Source organism: Paracoccus sp. SCN 68-21 (assembly GCF_001724535.1).
Classification (GTDB): domain Bacteria; phylum Pseudomonadota; class Alphaproteobacteria; order Rhodobacterales; family Rhodobacteraceae; genus Paracoccus; species Paracoccus hibiscisoli.
Genome location: NZ_MEES01000011.1, coordinates 39,956 through 59,303, shown reverse-complemented (window position 1 = coordinate 59,303; position 19,348 = coordinate 39,956). Strand labels below are relative to the sequence as shown.

Below are 19,348 nucleotides of genomic sequence, written 5' to 3'. Positions count from 1 at the left end.
TGCGCTTCGGTCAGCCAGAACAAGTTGCTCATCGATCAGGTCTCCTTGCGGCGGCCTGAATCACGCAAAGGGCGTAAAATCAATGGGTCTGGAGCCTAGGATACGGCCCGAGCGCGTCCTGGATAATCAGACGCAGCCTGGCGACCCGTGGACAACCTGTCCCGGTCGGGAGACTCATCGTTCTGATCAGAGCGCGACATCCAGAACCTTGCAGACCTGCGCACAAGCCCGTCCCGCTTGGCAGCCGTCGCCGGTGGCAGGCATCCGGCACGCCGACAAAGAGATCTGCAAAGGCACATCGCCGCATCTACCGCCGATGAAGGAAAGGCCATCTGCGTGACAGCAATGGCACGGCCCTGGCAGGGCATCGCCGCGCCCGTCCCTTGTCAACGCCGACGGACCTGCCCGGCTGCGCTGACCAGGACCGACCGCAAGACGCGGGCCGCCATGTCAGGTCACCCTGATCACCATGGTGCCCTGGTCGTGCCGCGACGAGTCGTCGGTGGAGCGTCGCAAACCCCATGCGCTGCGGGACGCGACAGTTGGTCCCGTTGCGCCGGGGGTGGAAGGCGGGCCGGTTTCGCATGATAGTGGGACCACATAAACGGATGGCAGGGCATGACGGACATCTCTCGGCGCAAATCGGATCATCTGCGCATCGTGACCGAGGGGCGGGGCGAGCAGCATCGGCTGAACAGCGGCTTTGACCAGGTCCGCTTTCTTCACCACGCCCTGCCCGAGCTGGACATGGCGGCCATCGATTGCGGGATGCGATTTCTGGGCCGCGATCTGGGCGCGCCGCTGCTGATTTCGGCCATGACCGGCGGCCCGGACGAGGCGGAACGCATCAACCTGCACATCGCCGAGGCCTGCGCGCATCACCGCATCGCCCTGTCGGTCGGCTCTCAGCGAATCGCGGTCGAGGCGGGCGGCAATGGGGGCTTGGGCGCCAGCCTGCGGGCGCGCGCGCCCGACATCCCGATCCTGGGCAATATAGGCGCGGTCCAACTGAACTATGGCTTTGATCTGGCGCAAGTGCAGCGGGCGGTGGATATGATCGGCGCCGATGCGCTGATCCTGCATCTGAACCCGCTGCAGGAGGCGATCCAGGACGGCGGCGACCGCGATTTCTCGGGCCTCTTGGTGCGGATCGAGGCGCTGGCGGCCGCCCTGCCCGTCCCCCTGGGCGTCAAGGAGGTCGGTGCGGGCCTCTCCGCGCCCCTGGCCCGGCGGCTGCTGGAGGCGGGCGTCACCATCCTGGACGTCGCGGGCGTCGGCGGCACCAGCTGGGCGCGGGTCGAGGCCGAACGCGGGCCCGACCGCCTACGCGCGCTGGCGGCCCCCTTCCACGACTGGGGCATTCCCACCACTGACGCGCTGCGCGCCATCGCGCCGATGGTGGGCGGGGGCCAGGTCCTGATCGGGTCGGGCGGCGTGCGGCACGGGCTGGACGCGGCGCGCGCGATCAGGCTGGGCGCCGATCTGGCGGGACAGGCCGCCCGCGCCTTGCCCGCCGCCCGCGACAGCGCCGAGGCGCTGGCCGAGCATTTGTCCGACGTCATCGGCCAGCTGCGCATCGCGATGTTCTGCACCGGCTCGGCCGATCTGGCGGCCCTGCGCCGCGCGCCCCTGCTGGAGGCCGGTCCGGGCGGCCAATGGTCGCAAGCATCGGGGATGGAAACCGGCGGCGCGGGGCTGTAGCCTGCGGCCAATGCCGGACCAGGGGACCATGATGACCGACCACGCCCTGCCCAAGGCCGATCTGACGGCCACCAGCCTGACCGTCTCCGGCGCCATCATCCTGGCTTGGCTGGGGCTGCATGTGCATGCGCTGTGGTTTCTGGACGCGGTCGCCCATCCGGTTCTGGCGGCGGTCAACTTTCTGGCGCTGACCTGGCTGTCGGTGGGGCTGTTCATCATCGCCCATGACGCGATGCACGGATCGGTCGTGCCGGGCCGACCCCGCGCCAATGCGGCGATGGGACAGCTGGTCCTGTGGCTTTATGCCGGGTTCTCGTGGCGCAAGATGATCGTCAAGCACATGGCCCACCACCGCCATGCGGGCACCGATGACGACCCCGATTTCGACCATGGCGGCCCGGTGCGCTGGTACGGGCGCTTCATCGCGACCTATTTCGGCTGGCGCGAGGGGCTGATGCTGCCGGTCATCGTGACGACCTATGCGCTGATCCTGGGCGACCGGTGGATGTATGTCGTGTTCTGGCCGCTGCCGTCGATCCTGGCCTCGGTGCAGCTGTTCGTGTTCGGCACCTGGCTGCCGCACCGTCCGGGCCATGACGTCTTTCCCGACCGCCACAATGCGCGCTCGTCGCGGATCAGCGACCCTGTGTCGCTGCTGACCTGCTTTCACTTTGGCGGTTATCATCACGAACATCACCTGTATCCCACCGTGCCGTGGTGGCGCCTGCCCCGCACCCGCGCCAAGGCGACCCAGAAGAAAGGGACCCGCGCATGACCAATTTCCTGATCGTCGTCGCCACTGTGCTGGTGATGGAGCTGACGGCCTATTCCGTGCACCGTTGGGTGATGCACGGCCCCCTGGGCTGGGGCTGGCACAAGTCGCACCACGAGGAACACGACCACGCGCTGGAAAAGAACGACCTTTACGGCGTGGTCTTTGCGGTGATCGCCACGATCCTGTTCACGGTCGGCTGGATCTGGGCGCCGGTCCTGTGGTGGATCGCCCTGGGCATGACCGTCTATGGGCTGATCTATTTCGTGCTGCATGACGGGCTGGTCCATCAGCGCTGGCCGTTCCGCTATGTCCCTCGGCGCGGCTATGCCCGCCGCCTGTATCAGGCGCACCGCCTGCATCACGCGGTCGAGGGGCGTGACAACTGCGTCAGCTTCGGCTTTATCTATGCCCCCCCGGTGGACAAGCTGAAGCAGGAGCTGAAGGGCTCGGGCGTGCTGCGGGCCGAGGCGCAGGAGCGGTCGTGACCCCCGACATCCTGCTGGCCGGGGCGGGGCTTGCCAACGGGCTGATCGCGCTGGCGCTGCGGGCCGCGCGCCCCGACCTGCGGGTGCTGCTGCTGGACCGTGCCGCGGGGCCGTCGGACGGGCATACCTGGTCCTGCCACGACCCCGACCTGTCGCCCGAATGGCTGGCCCGGCTGAGGCCCCTGCGCCGCGGAAACTGGTCCGACCAGGAGGTGCGGTTCCCCAAGCACGTCCGCCGGTTGCGGACCGGTTACGGCTCTCTGGACGGTGCGGCCCTGGCGCGCGCGGTCATGGATGCGGGCGCACAGATCCGCTGGAACAGCGACATCGCCGCGCTGGACGCGCAGGGCGCGACGCTGGCCTGCGGCACCCGGATCGACGCGGGCGCGGTGCTGGACGGTCGCGGCGCGCAGCCGTCGCGGCACCTGACCGTGGGGTTCCAGAAATTCGTGGGGATCGAGCTGGAGACCGACGCCCCGCACGGCGTACCCCGCCCGATGATCATGGACGCGACCGTCACGCAGGAGGACGGATACCGCTTCATCTATCTGCTGCCCTTCTCTCCGACCCGCATCCTGATCGAGGATACGCGGTATTCCGACGGCGGCGATCTGGACGACGACGCGCTGGCGGCTGCATCGCATGACTATGCCCGCGCGCGTGGCTGGACCGGCGCTGAAGTGCGGCGCGAACGCGGCATCCTGCCCATCGCGCTGGCCCATGATGCGGCGGGCTTCTGGGACGATCACGCCACCGGCGCGGTGCCTGTGGGCCTGCGCGCGGGGTTCTTTCACCCCGTGACCGGCTATTCGCTGCCCTATGCGGCGCGAGTGGCGGATGTGGTGGCAGGCCTGCCCGGAGCCCCCACGACCGACGCCGCCCGCGCGGCCATCCGCGATTTCGCACTGGCGCGCGCGCGTCAGGACCGATTCCTGCGCCTCTTGAACCGAATGCTGTTCCGGGGCTGCGCGCCCGAGCGCCGCTATACCCTGCTGCAACGGTTCTACCGCATGCCCGAAGGGCTGATCGAGCGGTTCTATGCCGGACGCCTGACCCTGGCCGACCAGTTGCGCATCGTGACCGGCAAGCCCCCCATTCCCATCGGCACGGCGATCCGCTGCCTGCCCGAACGCCCTCTTCTGAAGGAAGACGCATGAACGCCCATTCGCCCGCGGCCAAGACCGCCATCGTCATCGGTGCAGGCTTTGGCGGCTTGGCCCTGGCGATCCGCCTGCAATCGGCCGGCATCGCCACCACCCTGGTCGAAGCCCGCGACAAGCCGGGCGGGCGGGCCTATGTCTGGCACGATCAGGGGCATGTCTTTGACGCGGGCCCAACGGTCATCACCGACCCCGACGCGCTGCGCGAATTGTGGGCGCTGACCGGCCAGGACATGGCGCGCGACGTGACGCTGATGCCGGTATCGCCCTTCTATCGGCTGATGTGGCCGGGCGGGAAGGTGTTCGACTATGTGAACGAGGCGGATCAGTTGGAGCAACAGATCGCGCAGTTCAACCCCGACGATCTGGAGGGATACCGCCGCTTCCGCGACTACGCGGAGGAGGTGTATCAGGAGGGCTATGTCAAGCTGGGCACCGTGCCGTTCCTCAAGCTGGGCCAGATGCTCAAGGCCGCGCCCGCGTTGATGCGGCTGGAGGCCTACAAGTCGGTCCATGCCAAGGTCGCGACCTTCATCAAGGACCCCTATCTGCGGCAGGCGTTTTCGTATCACACGCTGCTGGTGGGCGGGAATCCCTTCTCGACCAGCTCGATCTATGCGCTGATCCACGCGCTGGAGCGGCGCGGCGGCGTCTGGTTCGCCAAGGGCGGCACCAACCAGCTGGTCGCGGGCATGGTCGCCCTGTTCGAGCGGCTAGGCGGACAGGTCATGCTGAACGCCAAGGTCGCCCGGATCGAGACCGAGGGCGCGCGCACCACCGGCGTCACCTTGGCCGATGGCCGCCATGTGGCCGCCGACATGGTCGCCAGCAACGGCGATGTCATGCACAACTATCGCGATCTGCTGGGGCACACCAAGCGCGGCCAGTCGCAGGCCCGCTCGCTTGGACGCAAGCGCTGGTCGATGTCGCTTTTCGTGCTGCATTTCGGCCTGCGCGAGGCGCCCAAGGACATTGCTCATCACACCATCCTGTTCGGCCCCCGCTACAAGGAGCTGGTGAACGAGATCTTCAAGGGGCCGAACCTGGCCGAGGATTTCTCGCTGTATCTGCATTCGCCCTGCACGACGGACCCGGACATGGCGCCTCCGGGCATGTCCACGCATTACGTGCTGGCCCCGGTGCCGCATCTGGGCCGCGCCGACATCGATTGGGCGGTCGAGGGGCCGCGCTATGCCGACCGCATCCTGGCCAGCCTGGAGGAGCGGCTGATCCCGAACCTGCGTGCCAACCTGACCACGACGCGCATCTTCACCCCTGCCGATTTCTCGACCGAGCTGAACGCCCATCACGGCAGCGCCTTTTCGGTCGAGCCGATCCTGACGCAATCGGCTTGGTTCCGGCCGCATAACCGCGACAAGACGATCCGCAACTTTTATCTGGTCGGCGCGGGCACCCATCCGGGCGCGGGCATCCCCGGCGTCGTGGGGTCCGCCAAGGCCACGGCGCAGGTGATGCTGTCCGACCTGGCGGGCGCATGAGCGATCTGGTCCTGACCTCGACGCAAGCCATCGCCCAAGGCTCGCAAAGCTTTGCCACGGCGGCCAAGCTGATGCCGCCGGGCATCCGCGACGACACGGTGATGCTCTATGCCTGGTGCCGGCACGCCGATGACGTGATCGACGGTCAGGCCCTGGGCAGCCGCCCCGAGGCCGTGGGCGATCCGCAGGCGCGGCTGGACGACCTGCGCACCGACACCCTGGAGGCCCTGCAGGGCAACGGTCCGGTCAGCGCACCCTTTGCGGCGCTGCGCGCAGTGGCGCGGCGGCATGATTTCCAACAGGCCTGGCCCATGGACCTGATCGAAGGCTTCGCCATGGATGTCGAGGCGCGCGATTACCGCACGCTGGATGACGTGCTGGAATATTCCTATCACGTCGCGGGCATCGTGGGCGTGATGATGGCCCGTGTGATGGGTGTGCGTGACGATCACGTCCTTGACCGCGCCTGCGATCTGGGGCTGGCCTTTCAGCTCACCAACATCGCGCGCGACGTCATCGACGATGCCGCCATCGGGCGCAGCTATCTGCCCGGCGACTGGCTGGATCAGGCGGGGGCAAAGGTCGACGGGCCGCTGCCCTCGCCCGAACTATACGCGGTGATCCTGCGGTTGCTGGACGCGGCGGAGCCCTATTACGCCTCGGCCCGCGTGGGGCTGGCGGACCTGCCACCGCGCTGCGCCTGGTCGATCGCCGCCGCCCTGCGCATCTATCGCGCCATCGGGCTGCGCATTCGCAAGGGCGGGCCTGCGGCCTATCGCCAGCGCATCAGCACGTCAAAGGCAACAAAGGTCGCGCTGCTGGGCGTCGGAGGCTGGGATGTCGCGCGGTCACGCCTGCCGGGGGCGGGCGTGACGCGGCAGGGCCTGTGGACCCGGCCGCATCACGTCTGGGCGCGTACGCCGTAAGGCAGGACACGTTCCAGCAGCGCGGCGATCTCGGGGGCTTGCAGGCGCTTGCTGCGCAGCATCGCGTCCAACTGGGCGCGGCTGGCCTCGTAATGGCGCGACACCTGCTGCATGTCGGCCACCGCAAGCAGCCCGCGCTTCGGACCCGGGGCGGCAGCGTCGCGGCCCACATCCTTGCCCAGGGCCGCGCGGTCGCCGATCACGTCCAGCAGGTCGTCATAGGACTGGAACACGCGCCCCAGCTGACGGCCAAAGGCGATCATCTGGGCCTTTTCCTCATCGTCGAAATCCTTGACCACGGCCAGCATCTCCAGGCCCGCGATGAACAGCACGCCGGTCTTGAGATCCTGCTCCTGCTCGACGCCCGCGCCGTTCTTGGCGGCGTGCAGATCCAGATCCTGGCCCGCGCACAGGCCCTGCGGCCCCAGGGACTGCGCCAGGATGCGCACCAGCTGCGCGCGCACCGCACCCGTGGCACCGCGTGCGGTCGCCAGGACCGACATGGCCTCGGTGATCAGGGCGATGCCGCCCAGCACGGCGCGGCTTTCGCCATGCGCCACATGGGTGGCGGGCTGGCCGCGGCGCAGGCTGGCATCGTCCATGCAGGGCAGGTCGTCGAAGATCAGCGAGGCGGCATGCACCATCTCGACCGCGGCGGCGGCATCGACCATGGTGTCGCAGACCCCGCCCGACGCCTCGGCCGCCAGCAGCAGCAGCATGCCGCGAAACCGCTTGCCCGAGGACAGCGCCGCATGGCTCATCGCCGCGCCCAGGGGCTGGGACACCGCCCCGAAACCGTCGGAGATCTCTTCAACTCTGGTCTGCAACAGGATGGAATGATTGACGTCTGGTCTCATCAGGGCCTTCGCGCTTGGGTTCTGGTCTGGCGGGGAGAGCGGAGCCTGCCGCCCGACCCGACGTCCACCGGCAATGGTCGCCATGTTGGTACGGTTCGGGGCCGAATGCACGCCTTTTCGACAGCGACGCGCCGTCGCGCGGCAATTTGTCCGCCCGGTGTCGCAGGGCCACCGCGAGCCATTCGCCTGCACATGAGGGAACCCGATGCCCCCTGACAGCGTCTGTTCCAAGGACCGAACATCAAAGGATAGAGAGCATGAAATTCGTTAAAGTTGCATTCTGCGGCGCCGTTCTGACCCTGGCCGCCTGCGGCACCACCGTCGGAGAGCGCGCGGCCACCGGCGGCTTGGGCGGCGCGGCCGTGGCGGGCCCTGCAGGCGCGATCGTGGGGGGCACCGTGGGTGCCGTCAGCGCCACGCAATAAGCACGCGTCCAGGAATGCCCGCGTCAGCCGCGTCCCCTTGGGGCGCGGCTGTTTTCGTGGCGGTCTTGCGGGTCGTGCCGCCATCCCCTACATCTGGACCGACAACGACAAGGATCACCCCATGGCCATGGAAGCGCATGACATCGAGGCCCTGCTGCGGGTTTCGTTCCCCGATGCCCGCATCACGATCACCGATCTGGCGGGCGATGGAAACCATTACGCGGCCGAGGTCATCGACGAAAGTTTTCGTGGCCTGAACCGCGTGCAGCAGCAGCGCGCCGTCTATGCCGCCCTCAAGGGCAAGATGGACGGCCCCGCCGGAGAGCTGCACGCCCTTGCCCTGACAACTAAGGCGCCGGACTGACGCGCCCCCTGCCCCAGATAAGGATTGCCACGATGAGCGACGTAACCACTCGCATCCAGGACCTGATCGACAGCAACGACGTCGTGCTGTTCATGAAGGGCACCAAGGAGATGCCGCAATGCGGGTTCTCCAGCCGCGTGGCCGGGGTGCTGAACTACATGGCGGTGCCCTATGAGGGGATCAACGTCCTGTCCGACGCCGATATCCGCCAGGGCATCAAGGATTTCTCGGACTGGCCGACGATTCCGCAGCTTTATGTCAAGGGTGAGTTCGTCGGCGGTTGCGACATAATCACCGAAATGACCCTGTCGGGAGAGCTGGACCAGCTGCTGTCGAAAAAGGGCGTGACCTTTGATCAGGCGGCGGCGGACAAGATCCGCGAAGCGAACGCCTGAACGCACTGATACGGACAATAAAAAAGGGCGCTTCGGCGCCCTTTTTTTCGTTCGTTACATCAGATCGTCGGGATCATAGGGGTCGCGGCTACGGCTTTCCTTGATCGCGGCGGCCAAGGTCACACCGACGGCAAAGGCGCCGATCAGCTTGGCCATGCTGCCCGCATTGCTGTCGGACGCCTCGCGGACCTGACGGCTACCGCTTTTCACCGCACGCTCGGCGGCGTGCAGGTTGGCAGAGGTCAGGCCCACCGCCGATGCGGTCTTGCGAACCGAACCGAACAGCTTGTCCTCGGCGTCGCTGGCCAGTTTGGAGGCGCGGTTGCCCGCCTGATCCATCATCGACGTGGCCTTGGTCTCGGCCAGCTCGACCATGCGCGTGGCCTCGGACCGGGCGCGCAGCACGGCGGCCTCGGTCGCCAGTGACACGCGGGCCTGAACCTCGTTCTTGAGGTCCTCGGTCGTCGGCATGCGATGCTTCTTGCGTGCCGACACGGCCACCAGAATCACCGTGATCGCCAGCAGCGCGCCACCGATGACCAGCGATGCCATCGCCGAACCCCAGCCCAGTTCCGTCGCCAGAAACGACCACAGCGCGGCGGTCAGAAAGCCGCCGGCCACCAGGCCCACGACTGCGGCGGCGGCCTTGAGGGCCGCGCGCCGTGCCGTATCGCCGACAGCCAATTGTGCGCGTCGGGCGAAATCGAACATGTGTCCGACCTCAGCGACGCGAAATCAGCAGACCGACCAGGAAGCCGATGCCAGCCGCGATGCCCAGAGCCTGGGCCGGGTTGCGGCGAACCATCTCAGAGACTTCGTCGTAACGCTCTTCGGCATAATGCGCGACCTCGGTCGCCTTCTGCTGACCGGCCTCGTACAGGCGCTCGGCCTCGACGCGGGCCTTGTCGGCGTACTCGTGGGTCACTTCCTTGGCGCGCTCGGCATACTGGCGGCCGGTCTCGATGGCCTCGTCCGACAGATCCGCCGCGCGGTCCTTCAGACGCGCCGCGCCCGAGTTGTCGGCCAGGTTGCGGGCCGTGTCACGCACGTCGTCGGCAACGCGGCGGGCGCCGTCATTCAGGTCGCGCTTGGCCTCGTTGGCTGCGCTCTGGGCGTCACGCTTGGCGTCGTCGAGGGTCGGGTTCTGTGCCATGGTAAGATCCTTTCATCGGTGTCTTGTCACCTTCGTCGGACAAACCGTCACAGGGGGATGATTGTTCCCGCATCGCTGCAAATTCTTTGACAGGGAATGCGGCGAAAGGGCGTGGTAGGGGCGGCCGGACTCGAACCGGCACTCATTGCTGAAACGGATTTTGAATCCGTCGCGTCTACCATTCCGCCACGCCCCCCGACCTGCGTCAGGCGCCCTTCCGGCGGGGTTCCTTGCGGAACCGATGGCCGAGGCGTAAATCCCCCCGCGGCGATTTGCAAGAGGCGCAATGCGCCCGCTGTCAGGCGCGACCCAGCTTGACCAGACGCGCATCGCGCAGACGCGCGAAATCGTCGCCCGCGTGATAGGATGACCGCGTCAGCGGCGTGGCCGAGACCATCAGGAACCCCTTGCCATAGGCGGCCTTCTCATAGCCCGCGAACTCCTCGGGCGTGACAAAGCGGTCGACGCGGTGATGCTTGGGGCTCGGCTGCAGGTACTGACCGATGGTGATGAAGTCGATATCGGCGGCGCGCATGTCGTCCATGACCTGCAGGACGCCCTGACGATCCTCGCCCAGGCCGACCATGATGCCCGATTTGGTGAACATGGTCGGGTCCAGTTCCTTGACCCGCTGCAGCAGGCGCAGCGAATGGAAATAGCGCGCACCCGGACGCACCTCGGGGTAGAGGCCCGGCACCGTCTCCAGATTGTGGTTGAAGACGTCGGGCCGCGCCGCGACCACGGTCTCCAGCGCGCCGGGGGCCGATTTCAGGAAGTCGGGGACCAGCACCTCGATGGTCGAACCCGGAGAGCGGTGGCGGATCGCGCGGATGGTCTGGGCGAAATGCTCGGCCCCGCCATCGTCCAGATCGTCGCGATCGACGCTGGTGACGACGACGTGGTTCAGGCCCAGCTTTTGCACGGCATGGGCGACGCGGCCCGGCTCGAACGTGTCCAGGGCCTGGGGCTTGCCGGTCGCGACGTTGCAGAAGGTGCAGCCGCGGGTGCAGATCTCGCCCATGATCATCATGGTGGCGTGGCCCTGGCTCCAGCATTCGCCGACATTGGGACAGCCGGCCTCCTCGCAGACGGTGGACAGGCGGTTCTCGCGCAGCAGATCGCGCGTCGCCTTGTAGCCCGCCGAGGTCGGCGCCTTGACGCGGATCCAGTCCGGCTTCTTGGGCTGGGCCTGGTCGGGTCGGTGCGCCTTTTCCGGGTGGCGCTGATCCGGGATCCTGAGGTCGCGCAAGGTCATGGTCCTTTCAATCGCGGTTCGGCCAAAAATAGGGCCTTTGTGCCGGTTTGGCAACGCACAGCCTGCGACCGCATCCGCATGGCAGACCTGCGGTCACGCACAGGTCAGCAACGGGCGCGCGGTCGCCGCCAGAACGCCGGCCAGATCGTCGAACCAGCCCTGCGCGGGCGTCGTCGCGCGGCGCATCAGCACCACCTGCCGGGACGGCTGCGGATCGGGAAAGCGGATCGCGGTCAGGCCGGGGGCGGCCGCCAGCTCCTGCCGGCGGGCGATCTCGGGCAGGAAGGTCAGGCCCATCCCCTGAGCGGCCAGTCGGCACAGCGTAGAGAGCGACGCGGCCCCCAGGTCCAGCCGCGCGGCACGGCGGTTCAGGCCGCAGACCTCCAGCGCCTGGTCGCCCAGGCAATGCCCCTCGTCCAGCAGCAGCAGCTGACCGGGGTCCAGCGCGTCGGGCGACAGCGTGCCGTGGCGCAGATCGGCGATGCGCGCCGCGCTGCCCGCCAACAGAAAGCGGTCGGTGAACAGCGGAACCGCGCGCATGTCCTCGCCCTCGGGCGGGCTGGCCACGACGACGGCATCCAGCCGCCCCGCCGCCAGCTCCTCCAGCAGGCGGTCGGTCTGCGCCTCCCGCAGGTGCAGGTTGCGGCCGATGTCGCGGGCGCGCAGGACCGGCAGCGCCTCGGGCAGCAGATAGGGCGCGACGGTGGGAATCATCCCCAGCATCAGCCGACCGCCCTGCCCCGGCTGGCGCAGATCCTGTTCCAGATCGGTCATCGCGCCCATCACACGGCGCGCGTGGCGTTCCAGTGCGCGGCCCTGGGGCGTCAGGACGATGCCCTGGGGCGTGCGTTCGACCAGCCGCGCGCCGACCGAATCCTCCAGCGCGCGGACTTGCATGGACAGGGCGGGCTGGGTGACATTGATCGATTCCGCGGCGCGCGTGAAATGCAGATGCTGCGCCAGGGCCAGGAAATAGCGCAGCTGGCGCAGGGTGATGTTCATCAGAACACCTGACTGTGTCGTAGGGATCTCATCACGCGACCTTATCGGATCGCGGGTGCGCCTGGCAAGGGCATGGCCCTGCCAGCGCGCGGGGTCGGATCAGCCGATCAGACGCGACCCCTTGCCATAGGTTTCGGCATAGTGCCGCTCCAGCCGCATCAGCGCCAGGCGCAGCACGATTTTCCCCGAACGGGCGGACCAGCCGAGACGACGCTCGGTCATCTCGATCCCCTCCAGGAAACAGCAGACGCGCAGCACGATGTCGCCCATGCCCGGTCCCAGATCGCGCAGCGCCAGCGCCACCCGGTCGCGCGCCGATTCCGACCCGCCACGATAGCCGCCGCCCCCGCGCGACACGTCGATTCCCGAGGTCATGAACCCGTCCCAGTTCTGGGTGACGCGCGGCCCCATCTGGGCCAGTTCGAAATCCTCGCGCAGGCGTTCCCCGGCGGTCACCATGCCCGGCGTCAGGAAGGCCTGCCCGTCATGGTCGCGCCGGCGCGCCAGCACCAGCAGCGGGCTTTCGGCGATGTTGACGCGGGCATGGCGGCGGCGCCCGTCCTCAGGGTCGTCGATGACGCGGTCCTCCCAGACCCGGTGGCGATCGGCGTGATCGAACCCGGCCTGCGCCTCGGCCATGCCCATCACGGGCTGCTCATCGGTGACCGGTTTGGCATCGACGAAGGCCGCGGGACCCGGAGGCACCGCACCCCGCTGGCGCGGCGAGCGCAGCATGTCGCGCAGCGCCTCGCGCCCGGCCGGAGAGATGACATAGCGCTGGATGCGCCCGCCGCCCCGGGTCTGCACGACCCATCCCTTGAGGGCCAGCGTCTCGGCCAAGGCCCGCTCCAGCACGGCGGTGCGGATGTCGTCGCGGGTCACGATGGCCTTGTTCATGCCCGGCGCCGAGGCCATCACGGCGGACGGCTCGGCCAGGCGGCGCAGCACGCGCATGATCTGGCGTTCATCGGGGCGCGCGGTCCCGTCCGGGCGGGGTTCCAGCGCGGTATCCACCAGCGGATCGTCGCGCCGCGCCTCAAAGCGGCGGATGCGGCGCATGATGGTCGAGGCGTGGCACCCCGCCTCGCGGGCCAGGGCACGGATGGTCACGCCCTGTTCGACATGGCGCAGATATAGCTGTGCGTCCTGTGTCATGTCATCGGGCGTGTGGTCGGGCCCGTTATCCGGCCCTTGCACCTGCGAACGGTGCTCCGCGACGCCCGAGTGGTTTGCGAAATCACCGGTCAATATGGTCATGTCAGGTCCCTTGTCGTCCTCGGGTAGCCCGGCAGATGACTACCCTGGGTTGAATGTTTCCCTGTGGTTAACAGGGTGTTTCTGCACATAGCCGCAACATTCACTAACAATTCCTAAAGAAGCCTTGTCCCACCGCGCGCTGCGACGGGGCTTTTGGCAACGCACGTCAAGGTTGTGTGATGGTGACCGCGTGGCAAACGCAAAGGACCCGCCCCATGACCGCAGCTTCGAACGTGATCCTCTTTCGGCCCCGCCCTGCGAATCAGGGCCTGCACCGTCCTGCCACGCTGATCCGCGCCGCCCGCGAAGGGCAGAAGTCGTGGAAGCGCGACCGCGATCTGCCCCGCCTGCTGCGCAGCGACCGCTGCCCCGCGCCCGGCGCGGTCCTGTCCCGCCTGCGGGCCGAGGAGGAGATTCAGAACGACATGCGTCAGACGCAGGCCGCCGAATACGACCTGCGCCGCCATGTCCTGCTGATGATCGCGATCCTGGCCGAGATGCGCGCCGCGATCGAGGCGGCGCCCATGCCGGTCACCGCCGTCGCGCTGTAGGGGTCAGCGTTTGCGGACCAGCGAGCCCAGGACGCCCCGGACCAGCGCCTGCCCGGTCCGGGTGCCCAACTGCCGCGCCAAGCTTTTGCCAAAGGTCTGCGCGATGCTGTCGGACCGCGCAGGCCCCGTCTTTGGCGCGGGTTTAGCCGCCGGTGGCCAAGGCTTGCCACGGCTGCCGCCCGGCATCTGGAACAGATCGGCATCGCTGCCGCGGCCCGCCTGTTCGGTGCGACGGGCCAGCATTTCATGCGCGGAATCGCGATCCAGCGCGGTGTCATAGCGCGCGGCCATCCCCGATGCCGCCATGACCGCCGCGCGCTGGTCGTCGGTGATCGGCCCGACCTGGCTGAAGGGCGGCCGAATCAGCGTGCGCTGCGCGATGCCCGGAACCCCTTTGGGCTGCAGGAACGAGGTCACCGCCTCTCCGGTGCCGACCTGCTGGATGGCCTCGGAAATGTCGAAATCAGGATTGGCGCGGTAATTCTGCGCCGCATCGCGCAAGGCCTTCTGATCCTTGGCGGTGAAGGCGCGTAGGGCGTGCTGCACGCGGTTGCCCAGCTGACCCAGAACGGCGTCAGGAATGTCGGCCGGGTTCTGCGTCACGAACCAGATGCTGACCCCTTTGGAGCGAATCAGCCGCGCGACCTGCTCGACCTTGTCGACCAGCGCCTTGGGCGCCCCGTCGAACAGCAGATGCGCCTCGTCAAAGAAGAATGCCAGATGCGGGCGGTCGGGGTCACCCACCTCGGGCAACTGCTCGAACAGTTCGGACAGCAGCCACAGCAGGAACGTCGCGTAAAGGCGCGGCGCGGTCATCAGGCGCTCGGCCGAGAGGATGTTGATCATGCCCCGACCATCCGCGTCGCGGCGCATCAGGTCCGACAGCGCCAGCGCGGGCTCTCCAAACAGACGGTCGCCGCCCTCGGTCTCCAGCACCAGCAACGCGCGCTGGATCGCGCCGACGCTGGCCGGGGCGACATTGCCGAATTCCTGCGACAGGGCAGCGGCGTTCTGACCCACCCAGACCAGCATCGCGCGCAGATCCTTCAGATCCAGCAGCGGCAGCCCCTGCTGGTCGGCGACGCGAAAGGCGATGGTCATCACCCCCTCCTGCACATCGGTCAGTCCCAGCAGGCGCGACAGCAGCAGCGGCCCCATCTCGGCCGGGGTGGTGCGCACCGGATGGCCCTGCCGACCCCAGATGTCCCAGAAAGTCACTGGAAAGGCGCGATAGGTCAGATCCAGCCCGATCTGATCGGCGCGGGCCTGAAAGGCGTCGTGCATCTTGCGCTGATCCGATCCCGGCTGAGATATCCCGCCCAGATCGCCCTTGGCATCGGCCAGAAAGACCGGAACGCCAGCCTCGGACAGGCTCTCGGCCAGGGTCTGCAGGGTGACGGTCTTGCCGGTGCCGGTAGCGCCCGCGATCAGCCCATGCCGGTTCGCCAGCCGCAGCAGCAGTGTCTCGGGCGTGGCATGCCCTGCCCCTGCGCCGCCGACCGTCACCGTGCCCGCATCCGCGTCCAGAATCGCTCGCGTCATCATGTCCCTCACCATTGCCTGCGCCCTGCGGCGCAACGTTCGCCCTGAAAACGCTATCTTAACGATTGTGTGGCAATGTTCACCTGTCCGGTTCACCTCCTGTGACCCGGACCTTCCTCCCTGTTGGACTGCCGCGCCCCCGGGCGCGGCTTTTTTTTGTGATGAGGGCAGCGACCAAGGACAGTTGACGGATCACGGTCGCGCGACTAGCGTGCCCAGCAATGATGACCGGCCAGTCCGGCAGGGAGACTACGCAACGCGTCGGGGGCCGTGGTTCAGACCACGGCCCTTCGCGTATGGGACAGACGCCCGATGCGCCGTCCCGGTTCCCCGCGACGTGACCGATTGCGCGGAACCCTGCCCAAGGCGCGGCGGCGGGCTGCCGGTGGGCATGCCGCGCGGGCGCGGATCAAGCCAAGGTGACAGAACCGCCAGCGTCGGGGGGACTGACAAGCGCCGGGCGGCATGCTAGATCAGCCGCAATGCGTTGAGCAAAAGGAAGAAACATCCATGTCCATCAAATCCTCGCACGCGCTGATCGCGGCTCTGGCACTGCTTGCTGGCCCGGCCTTTGCGCAGGATGCCCCCGCCCAGCCCGAAACCGCAGCTCAGACCGAGGCGGAAACGGACGCCGCGACCCCGGCACCCGCGGCGGAGGCCACCGAATCCACCGCCCCCGACGCGGCAACCGCCGATGCCGATGCCCCTGCGGCACCTGCGGCGCGCGACCCCGAGGGACCGGGCACCTATTACGCCAAGACCGAGCATGGCGACTGGACCATCCGCTGCATCCGCGCCGGTCAGGGCAAGGACCCCTGCGAGATGTACAAGCTGCTGACCGACGAAGATGACAACGCGGTCGCCGAACTGACGCTGGTGCCGCTGGAGAATGGCGACGTCGCCGCCGGCGCCACCCTGGTCGCGCCGCTGGAGACCGACCTGATCGAGGGTCTAGGCTTTCGCCTCGATCAGGCGGACTTCCGCGGCTATCCGTTCAGCTTCTGCGCGCCGGTGGGCTGCGTGTCGCGTCTGGGCTTCACCCCGGACGAGCTGGCCGGCATGAAGCGGGGCCGCACAGCCACCATCCAGCTGCTGCCCTTTGGGGGCGATCCGTCCTCTCCGGTGCAGTTGCCGATCTCGCTGACCGGGTTCACGGCCGCCTTTGACGACCTGACCGCCTATGCCGCGGAACCCGCGCCCGAGGCCGAGGCCGAAGAAGACGCCGCGCCGGCGGAGTGATCAGCCTGACATGACAAGGCCGCGCCCATTGGGGCGCGGCCTTTTTGCATGGGTCGCCCGTGTCAGACCCGGCGCAGCGCGATGACCGCGTTCAGCCCGCCAAAGGCGAAGGCGTTGGACAGAACCGCATCGACCCGCGCCTCGCGCGCCTCGTTCGGGACCACGTCCAGCGCGCATTCCGGGTCGGGTTCCTGATAGCCGATCGTGGGCGCGATGACCCCGTCGCGCAGTGCCATGATGCAGGCCAGCAGCTCGACTGCGCCGGTGCCGCCGATCAGATGCCCGTGCATCGACTTGGTCGATGAGATCATCAGCCGGTCCGCGTGATGGCCAAAGGCATGGGCCACGGCGGCGCATTCCGTCTTGTCATTGGCCGCGGTGCCCGTTCCGTGGGCATTGATATAGCCGATATCCTCGCGGTTCAGACTGGCATCCATCATCGCGCCAGTGATCGCGCGCTCGGCCCCCTGGGCGGACGGCATGACGATGTCCTGCGCATCAGACGACATGGCGAACCCCACGACCTCGGCCAGGATCTCGGCGCCGCGGGCATGGGCGTGTTCGTAATCCTCAAAGACAAAGACGCCCGCACCCTCGCCCTGGACCATGCCGTTGCGGTTGGCACTGAAGGGGCGGCAGGCGTCCTTGGACATGACGCGCAACCCCTCCCAGGCCTTGACGCCGCCAAAGCACAGCATCGCCTCGGACCCGCCCGACAGCATCACGTCGGCCGCCCCCGACCGCACCATCTGGAAGGCCAGCCCCATCGCGTGATTGCTGCTGGCGCAGGCGGTGGCGACGGTAAAGGCCGGACCGCGCAGGCCGAACTCCATGCTGACATGGCTGGCCGCGGCATTGTTCATCAGCTTGGGCACGACAAAGGGGTGAACGCGGTTCTTCCCCTCCTCATAGACGGCGCGGTAATTCTCGTCCCAGGTGTTCAGCCCGCCGCCCGCCGTGCCCAGCACGACCCCCGACCGCAACCCAAGCGCGCCCTGGAAATGCAGGCCCGCCTGCTCGACCGCTTGCTTGGCCGCCAGCAGCGTGAACTGGGTAAACTTGTCATACAGCAGGATCTGCTGGCGGTTGAAATAGGTCTCGGGGGTCCAGTCATGGACCTGCGCGCCGATCTGGATCGACAGGCGGTCCACATCGCGGAACTCCAGCTGGGTGATGCCGCAGCGGCCATCGCGGAACGCCTGCATCGTCGATGCCACGTCATGGCCAAGCGCGTTGATCGTGCCCGCCCCGGTGATGACCACCCGGCGCAGCCCGCCGCGCCCGGCCAGATCGCGCCCGCCCTGGATCGCGGGGGCGGCGCGGCCCGCGTCGATCAGCGCCTCGTCCAGCGGCTTGCTCATCCGGCCTTGTCCGCGGCCAGGCGATGCACGGCCGCGATGATCGTGCCCATGTTCGAGATGTCGAATTCCGACTTTTCCGGCTCGTTCGCGTTGAACGGGATCGAGATGTCGAACTCCTCCTCGATGGCAAAGATCGATTCGACCAGACCCAGGCTGTCGATGCCCAGATCGGCGGGGGTCGCCTGATCGGTGATCTGGTCGGGGTCCAGCATGGCCTGTTCGGCGATGATGGCCCGAATGCGCGTGGTGATGTCGTCTGTCATGTCGCCTCCTGTTCAGCCCTTTTCCAACAGGCGTGTCACGGATTCCTGAAGCTTTGACAACTGTTGCGCGAAACGCGGCAGGCGCCGCATCGCCTTCTGGATCTCCATCTGGGTCTCCATCTTGACGGCGGGGTTGCCCAGGATCACGCGGCCTGCGGGAACGCGGGAATAGATCTTGGTGGCGCCGCCCGCGATCACGTCGGAGCCCACCTGGATGTTGTCGCTGACGCCCACCTGGCCCGCCAGCACCACCCGGTCGCCGATCACCGACGATCCGGCGATGCCCACCTGGCTGCACAGCAGGCAGTCGCTGCCCACGACCACGTTATGCGCGATCATCACCAGGTTGTCGATCTTGGTGCCCCGGCCCACGCGGGTGGCGCGGATGGTGCCGCGGTCGATGGTGGCATTCGCGCCGATCTCGACATCGTCGCCGATCTCGACCCCGCCGAGCGAATGGATGCGGGTCCAGTGCTGCTGGCGGATGTCCGCGCGGGTGCCCAGGGTGCGGCGGATCTCCTCGATCCCCGATTCCTCGGGCGTGACAAAGGAAAAGCCGTCGCCGCCGATCACCGCGCCGGGCTGCACGATCAGCCGGTCGCCCGCCGTCACGCCATGACCGATGCGCACGCCGGGATGGATCAGGGCGCCCTGCCCGATGCGCGTGCCGCGCCCGATGCTGACATGCGCGCCGATCCGCGCCCCCGGCCCGATCGCTACATCCGCGCCGATGACAACAAAGGGTCCGACGGCGGCCCCCTCGGCCAGCTGCGCGGTGGGGTGGATGACCACCGTGGGGTGGATGCCGGGCGCGATGTCGGGGCCGGGATCAAAGGCGCGCGTCAGCCCGGCCATCACCAGGCGCGGGCGCGGCGCAAAGATCGCGGCCTTCAGGCCATAGGCCTCGGGGTCCATGCCCTGCGCCAGGATGGCGATGCTGCCGGGGCGCAGCTGGTCTGCGTATTTCGGGGCCATGGCCATGGCCAGCTGGCCACCCTGGGGGCCTGCGGGTTCCACGGCGGACGGTTCCGCCGCGCCGGTCACCCGGATCGTCGCATCGCCCCAGCACTGCGCGTCCAGAGCCCGCGCCAGCTCACCCATCGTCAGGACCATGGTCCCCCCTTTCGCGCAAGGGCTT

The 19,348-nt window shown here is 67.9% G+C and carries 21 protein-coding genes and 1 tRNA gene; 11 read left to right on the top strand and 11 right to left on the bottom strand.

All coding sequences use genetic code 11. The features are described 5' to 3' along the window. The first annotated feature begins 618 nt into the window (after positions 1-618). The 6 genes from fni to ABS73_RS05710 are packed head-to-tail and all read left to right on the top strand — an operon-like array spanning position 619 to position 6,546. Positions 619-1,701: a type 2 isopentenyl-diphosphate Delta-isomerase gene (fni, locus tag ABS73_RS05735; protein WP_277023599.1), complete on the top strand. Its 1,083-nt coding sequence runs from the start codon at positions 619-621 to the stop codon at positions 1,699-1,701. Between the two features lie 31 nt (positions 1,702-1,732). Further along, positions 1,733-2,476: a fatty acid desaturase gene (locus ABS73_RS05730; protein WP_277023597.1), complete on the top strand. Its 744-nt coding sequence runs from the start codon at positions 1,733-1,735 to the stop codon at positions 2,474-2,476. Beyond that, positions 2,473-2,961, top strand: a complete 489-nt coding sequence (locus ABS73_RS05725) for a sterol desaturase family protein (protein WP_136855778.1) — start codon at positions 2,473-2,475, stop codon at positions 2,959-2,961. Before ABS73_RS05730 ends, ABS73_RS05725 begins: the two co-directional genes overlap by 4 nt. Further along, entirely contained in the window at positions 2,958-4,118 is a 1,161-nt protein-coding gene (gene crtY, locus ABS73_RS05720) for a lycopene beta-cyclase CrtY (RefSeq protein ID WP_277023594.1), read from the top strand. Before ABS73_RS05725 ends, crtY begins: the two co-directional genes overlap by 4 nt. Further along, positions 4,115-5,620, top strand: coding sequence for a phytoene desaturase (locus tag ABS73_RS05715; RefSeq protein ID WP_277023592.1), 1,506 nt, complete (start codon positions 4,115-4,117; stop codon positions 5,618-5,620). The genes crtY and ABS73_RS05715 overlap by 4 nt, the downstream gene beginning before the upstream one ends. After that, positions 5,617-6,546, top strand: a complete 930-nt coding sequence (locus ABS73_RS05710) for a phytoene/squalene synthase family protein (protein WP_277023590.1) — start codon at positions 5,617-5,619, stop codon at positions 6,544-6,546. Before ABS73_RS05715 ends, ABS73_RS05710 begins: the two co-directional genes overlap by 4 nt. Here the strand turns inward: ABS73_RS05710 and ABS73_RS05705 are convergent. Next, entirely contained in the window at positions 6,522-7,403 is an 882-nt protein-coding gene (locus ABS73_RS05705; RefSeq protein WP_277023589.1) for a polyprenyl synthetase family protein, read from the bottom strand. The genes ABS73_RS05710 and ABS73_RS05705 overlap by 25 nt on opposite strands. Before the next feature lie 257 nt (positions 7,404-7,660). Between ABS73_RS05705 and ABS73_RS05700 the strand changes: the two genes are divergently transcribed. From ABS73_RS05700 to grxD, 3 genes are all read left to right on the top strand, one after another. Continuing rightward, positions 7,661-7,828 carry a hypothetical protein gene (locus tag ABS73_RS05700; RefSeq protein WP_277023587.1) on the top strand — a complete coding sequence of 56 codons (168 nt, stop codon included), beginning with the start codon at positions 7,661-7,663 and terminating at the stop codon, positions 7,826-7,828. Positions 7,829-7,949: 121 nt separating this feature from the next. Further along, on the top strand, positions 7,950-8,192 hold the full coding sequence (locus ABS73_RS05695) for a BolA/IbaG family iron-sulfur metabolism protein (RefSeq protein ID WP_136855783.1): 243 nt from the start codon (positions 7,950-7,952) through the stop codon (positions 8,190-8,192). A 32-nt stretch (positions 8,193-8,224) separates the two neighbouring features. Beyond that, on the top strand, positions 8,225-8,587 hold the full coding sequence (gene grxD / locus ABS73_RS05690; RefSeq protein ID WP_136855784.1) for a Grx4 family monothiol glutaredoxin: 363 nt from the start codon (positions 8,225-8,227) through the stop codon (positions 8,585-8,587). Between the two features lie 54 nt (positions 8,588-8,641). Here the strand turns inward: grxD and ABS73_RS05685 are convergent, their stop codons facing one another. From ABS73_RS05685 to ABS73_RS05660, 6 genes are all read right to left on the bottom strand, one after another. Then, positions 8,642-9,298 carry a hypothetical protein gene (locus tag ABS73_RS05685; protein WP_277023584.1) on the bottom strand — a complete coding sequence of 219 codons (657 nt, stop codon included), beginning with the start codon at positions 9,296-9,298 and terminating at the stop codon, positions 8,642-8,644. A gap of 10 nt (positions 9,299-9,308) precedes the next feature. Further along, positions 9,309-9,740, bottom strand: coding sequence for an ElaB/YgaM/YqjD family protein (locus ABS73_RS05680; RefSeq protein WP_277023583.1), 432 nt, complete (start codon positions 9,738-9,740; stop codon positions 9,309-9,311). Between the two features lie 112 nt (positions 9,741-9,852). Then, a tRNA-Leu gene (locus ABS73_RS05675) sits at positions 9,853-9,936 on the bottom strand. Positions 9,937-10,038: 102 nt separating this feature from the next. Then, positions 10,039-10,995: a lipoyl synthase gene (lipA, locus tag ABS73_RS05670; protein WP_136855787.1), complete on the bottom strand. Its 957-nt coding sequence runs from the start codon at positions 10,993-10,995 to the stop codon at positions 10,039-10,041. 93 nt (positions 10,996-11,088) lie between these two features. Next, a complete protein-coding gene (locus ABS73_RS05665) occupies positions 11,089-11,997 on the bottom strand; it encodes a hydrogen peroxide-inducible genes activator (protein ID WP_277023582.1) in 909 nt (302 codons plus the stop codon). Between the two features lie 99 nt (positions 11,998-12,096). Beyond that, positions 12,097-13,254, bottom strand: coding sequence for a DUF6456 domain-containing protein (locus tag ABS73_RS05660; protein ID WP_277023580.1), 1,158 nt, complete (start codon positions 13,252-13,254; stop codon positions 12,097-12,099). Between the two features lie 215 nt (positions 13,255-13,469). On the opposite strand from ABS73_RS05660, the gene ABS73_RS05655 reads away from it, so the two are divergent. Next, the gene (locus tag ABS73_RS05655; RefSeq protein WP_136855790.1) at positions 13,470-13,805 is read left to right on the top strand and encodes a DUF6477 family protein; all 336 of its coding nucleotides are present in this window, start codon (positions 13,470-13,472) and stop codon (positions 13,803-13,805) included. A gap of 3 nt (positions 13,806-13,808) precedes the next feature. Here the strand turns inward: ABS73_RS05655 and ABS73_RS05650 are convergent, their stop codons facing one another. Then, complete coding sequence (locus tag ABS73_RS05650) at positions 13,809-15,347, bottom strand: helicase HerA-like domain-containing protein (protein WP_277023578.1); 1,539 nt, start codon at positions 15,345-15,347, stop codon at positions 13,809-13,811. 510 nt (positions 15,348-15,857) lie between these two features. On the opposite strand from ABS73_RS05650, the gene ABS73_RS05645 reads away from it, so the two are divergent. After that, positions 15,858-16,586, top strand: a complete 729-nt coding sequence (locus ABS73_RS05645) for an invasion associated locus B family protein (protein WP_277023575.1) — start codon at positions 15,858-15,860, stop codon at positions 16,584-16,586. Between the two features lie 62 nt (positions 16,587-16,648). Here the strand turns inward: ABS73_RS05645 and ABS73_RS05640 are convergent, their stop codons facing one another. The 3 genes from ABS73_RS05640 to lpxD form a co-directional block, all read right to left on the bottom strand. Further along, positions 16,649-17,857 (bottom strand): beta-ketoacyl-[acyl-carrier-protein] synthase family protein, encoded by a 1,209-nt coding sequence (locus ABS73_RS05640; protein WP_277023606.1) that lies wholly within the window; start codon positions 17,855-17,857, stop codon positions 16,649-16,651. Positions 17,858-17,943: 86 nt separating this feature from the next. Further along, positions 17,944-18,210, bottom strand: coding sequence for an acyl carrier protein (locus ABS73_RS05635; protein ID WP_277023573.1), 267 nt, complete (start codon positions 18,208-18,210; stop codon positions 17,944-17,946). A 12-nt stretch (positions 18,211-18,222) separates the two neighbouring features. Then, complete coding sequence (gene lpxD, locus ABS73_RS05630; protein ID WP_277023571.1) at positions 18,223-19,323, bottom strand: UDP-3-O-(3-hydroxymyristoyl)glucosamine N-acyltransferase; 1,101 nt, start codon at positions 19,321-19,323, stop codon at positions 18,223-18,225. Positions 19,324-19,348 lie beyond the last annotated feature (25 nt).

Excerpts from the sequence above, each read along its gene's own strand:
- ABS73_RS05705 (WP_277023589.1), bottom strand. The coding sequence starts at position 7,403 with ATGAGACCAGACGTCAATCATTCCATCCTGTTGCAGACCAGAGTTGAA.
- lpxD (WP_277023571.1), bottom strand. The coding sequence starts at position 19,323 with ATGGTCCTGACGATGGGTGAGCTGGCGCGGGCTCTGGACGCGCAGTGC.
- ABS73_RS05715 (WP_277023592.1), top strand. The coding sequence starts at position 4,115 with ATGAACGCCCATTCGCCCGCGGCCAAGACCGCCATCGTCATCGGTGCA.
- ABS73_RS05695 (WP_136855783.1), top strand. The coding sequence starts at position 7,950 with ATGGCCATGGAAGCGCATGACATCGAGGCCCTGCTGCGGGTTTCGTTC.
- ABS73_RS05635 (WP_277023573.1), bottom strand. The coding sequence starts at position 18,210 with ATGACAGACGACATCACCACGCGCATTCGGGCCATCATCGCCGAACAG.
- ABS73_RS05650 (WP_277023578.1), bottom strand. The coding sequence starts at position 15,347 with ATGACGCGAGCGATTCTGGACGCGGATGCGGGCACGGTGACGGTCGGC.
- grxD (WP_136855784.1), top strand. The coding sequence starts at position 8,225 with ATGAGCGACGTAACCACTCGCATCCAGGACCTGATCGACAGCAACGAC.
- ABS73_RS05665 (WP_277023582.1), bottom strand. The coding sequence starts at position 11,997 with ATGAACATCACCCTGCGCCAGCTGCGCTATTTCCTGGCCCTGGCGCAG.
- ABS73_RS05680 (WP_277023583.1), bottom strand. The coding sequence starts at position 9,740 with ATGGCACAGAACCCGACCCTCGACGACGCCAAGCGTGACGCCCAGAGC.
- ABS73_RS05685 (WP_277023584.1), bottom strand. The coding sequence starts at position 9,298 with ATGTTCGATTTCGCCCGACGCGCACAATTGGCTGTCGGCGATACGGCA.
- ABS73_RS05660 (WP_277023580.1), bottom strand. The coding sequence starts at position 13,254 with ATGACCATATTGACCGGTGATTTCGCAAACCACTCGGGCGTCGCGGAG.
- fni (WP_277023599.1), top strand. The coding sequence starts at position 619 with ATGACGGACATCTCTCGGCGCAAATCGGATCATCTGCGCATCGTGACC.
- ABS73_RS05700 (WP_277023587.1), top strand. The coding sequence starts at position 7,661 with ATGAAATTCGTTAAAGTTGCATTCTGCGGCGCCGTTCTGACCCTGGCC.
- ABS73_RS05710 (WP_277023590.1), top strand. The coding sequence starts at position 5,617 with ATGAGCGATCTGGTCCTGACCTCGACGCAAGCCATCGCCCAAGGCTCG.
- lipA (WP_136855787.1), bottom strand. The coding sequence starts at position 10,995 with ATGACCTTGCGCGACCTCAGGATCCCGGATCAGCGCCACCCGGAAAAG.
- ABS73_RS05730 (WP_277023597.1), top strand. The coding sequence starts at position 1,733 with ATGACCGACCACGCCCTGCCCAAGGCCGATCTGACGGCCACCAGCCTG.
- ABS73_RS05725 (WP_136855778.1), top strand. The coding sequence starts at position 2,473 with ATGACCAATTTCCTGATCGTCGTCGCCACTGTGCTGGTGATGGAGCTG.
- ABS73_RS05645 (WP_277023575.1), top strand. The coding sequence starts at position 15,858 with ATGTCCATCAAATCCTCGCACGCGCTGATCGCGGCTCTGGCACTGCTT.
- ABS73_RS05655 (WP_136855790.1), top strand. The coding sequence starts at position 13,470 with ATGACCGCAGCTTCGAACGTGATCCTCTTTCGGCCCCGCCCTGCGAAT.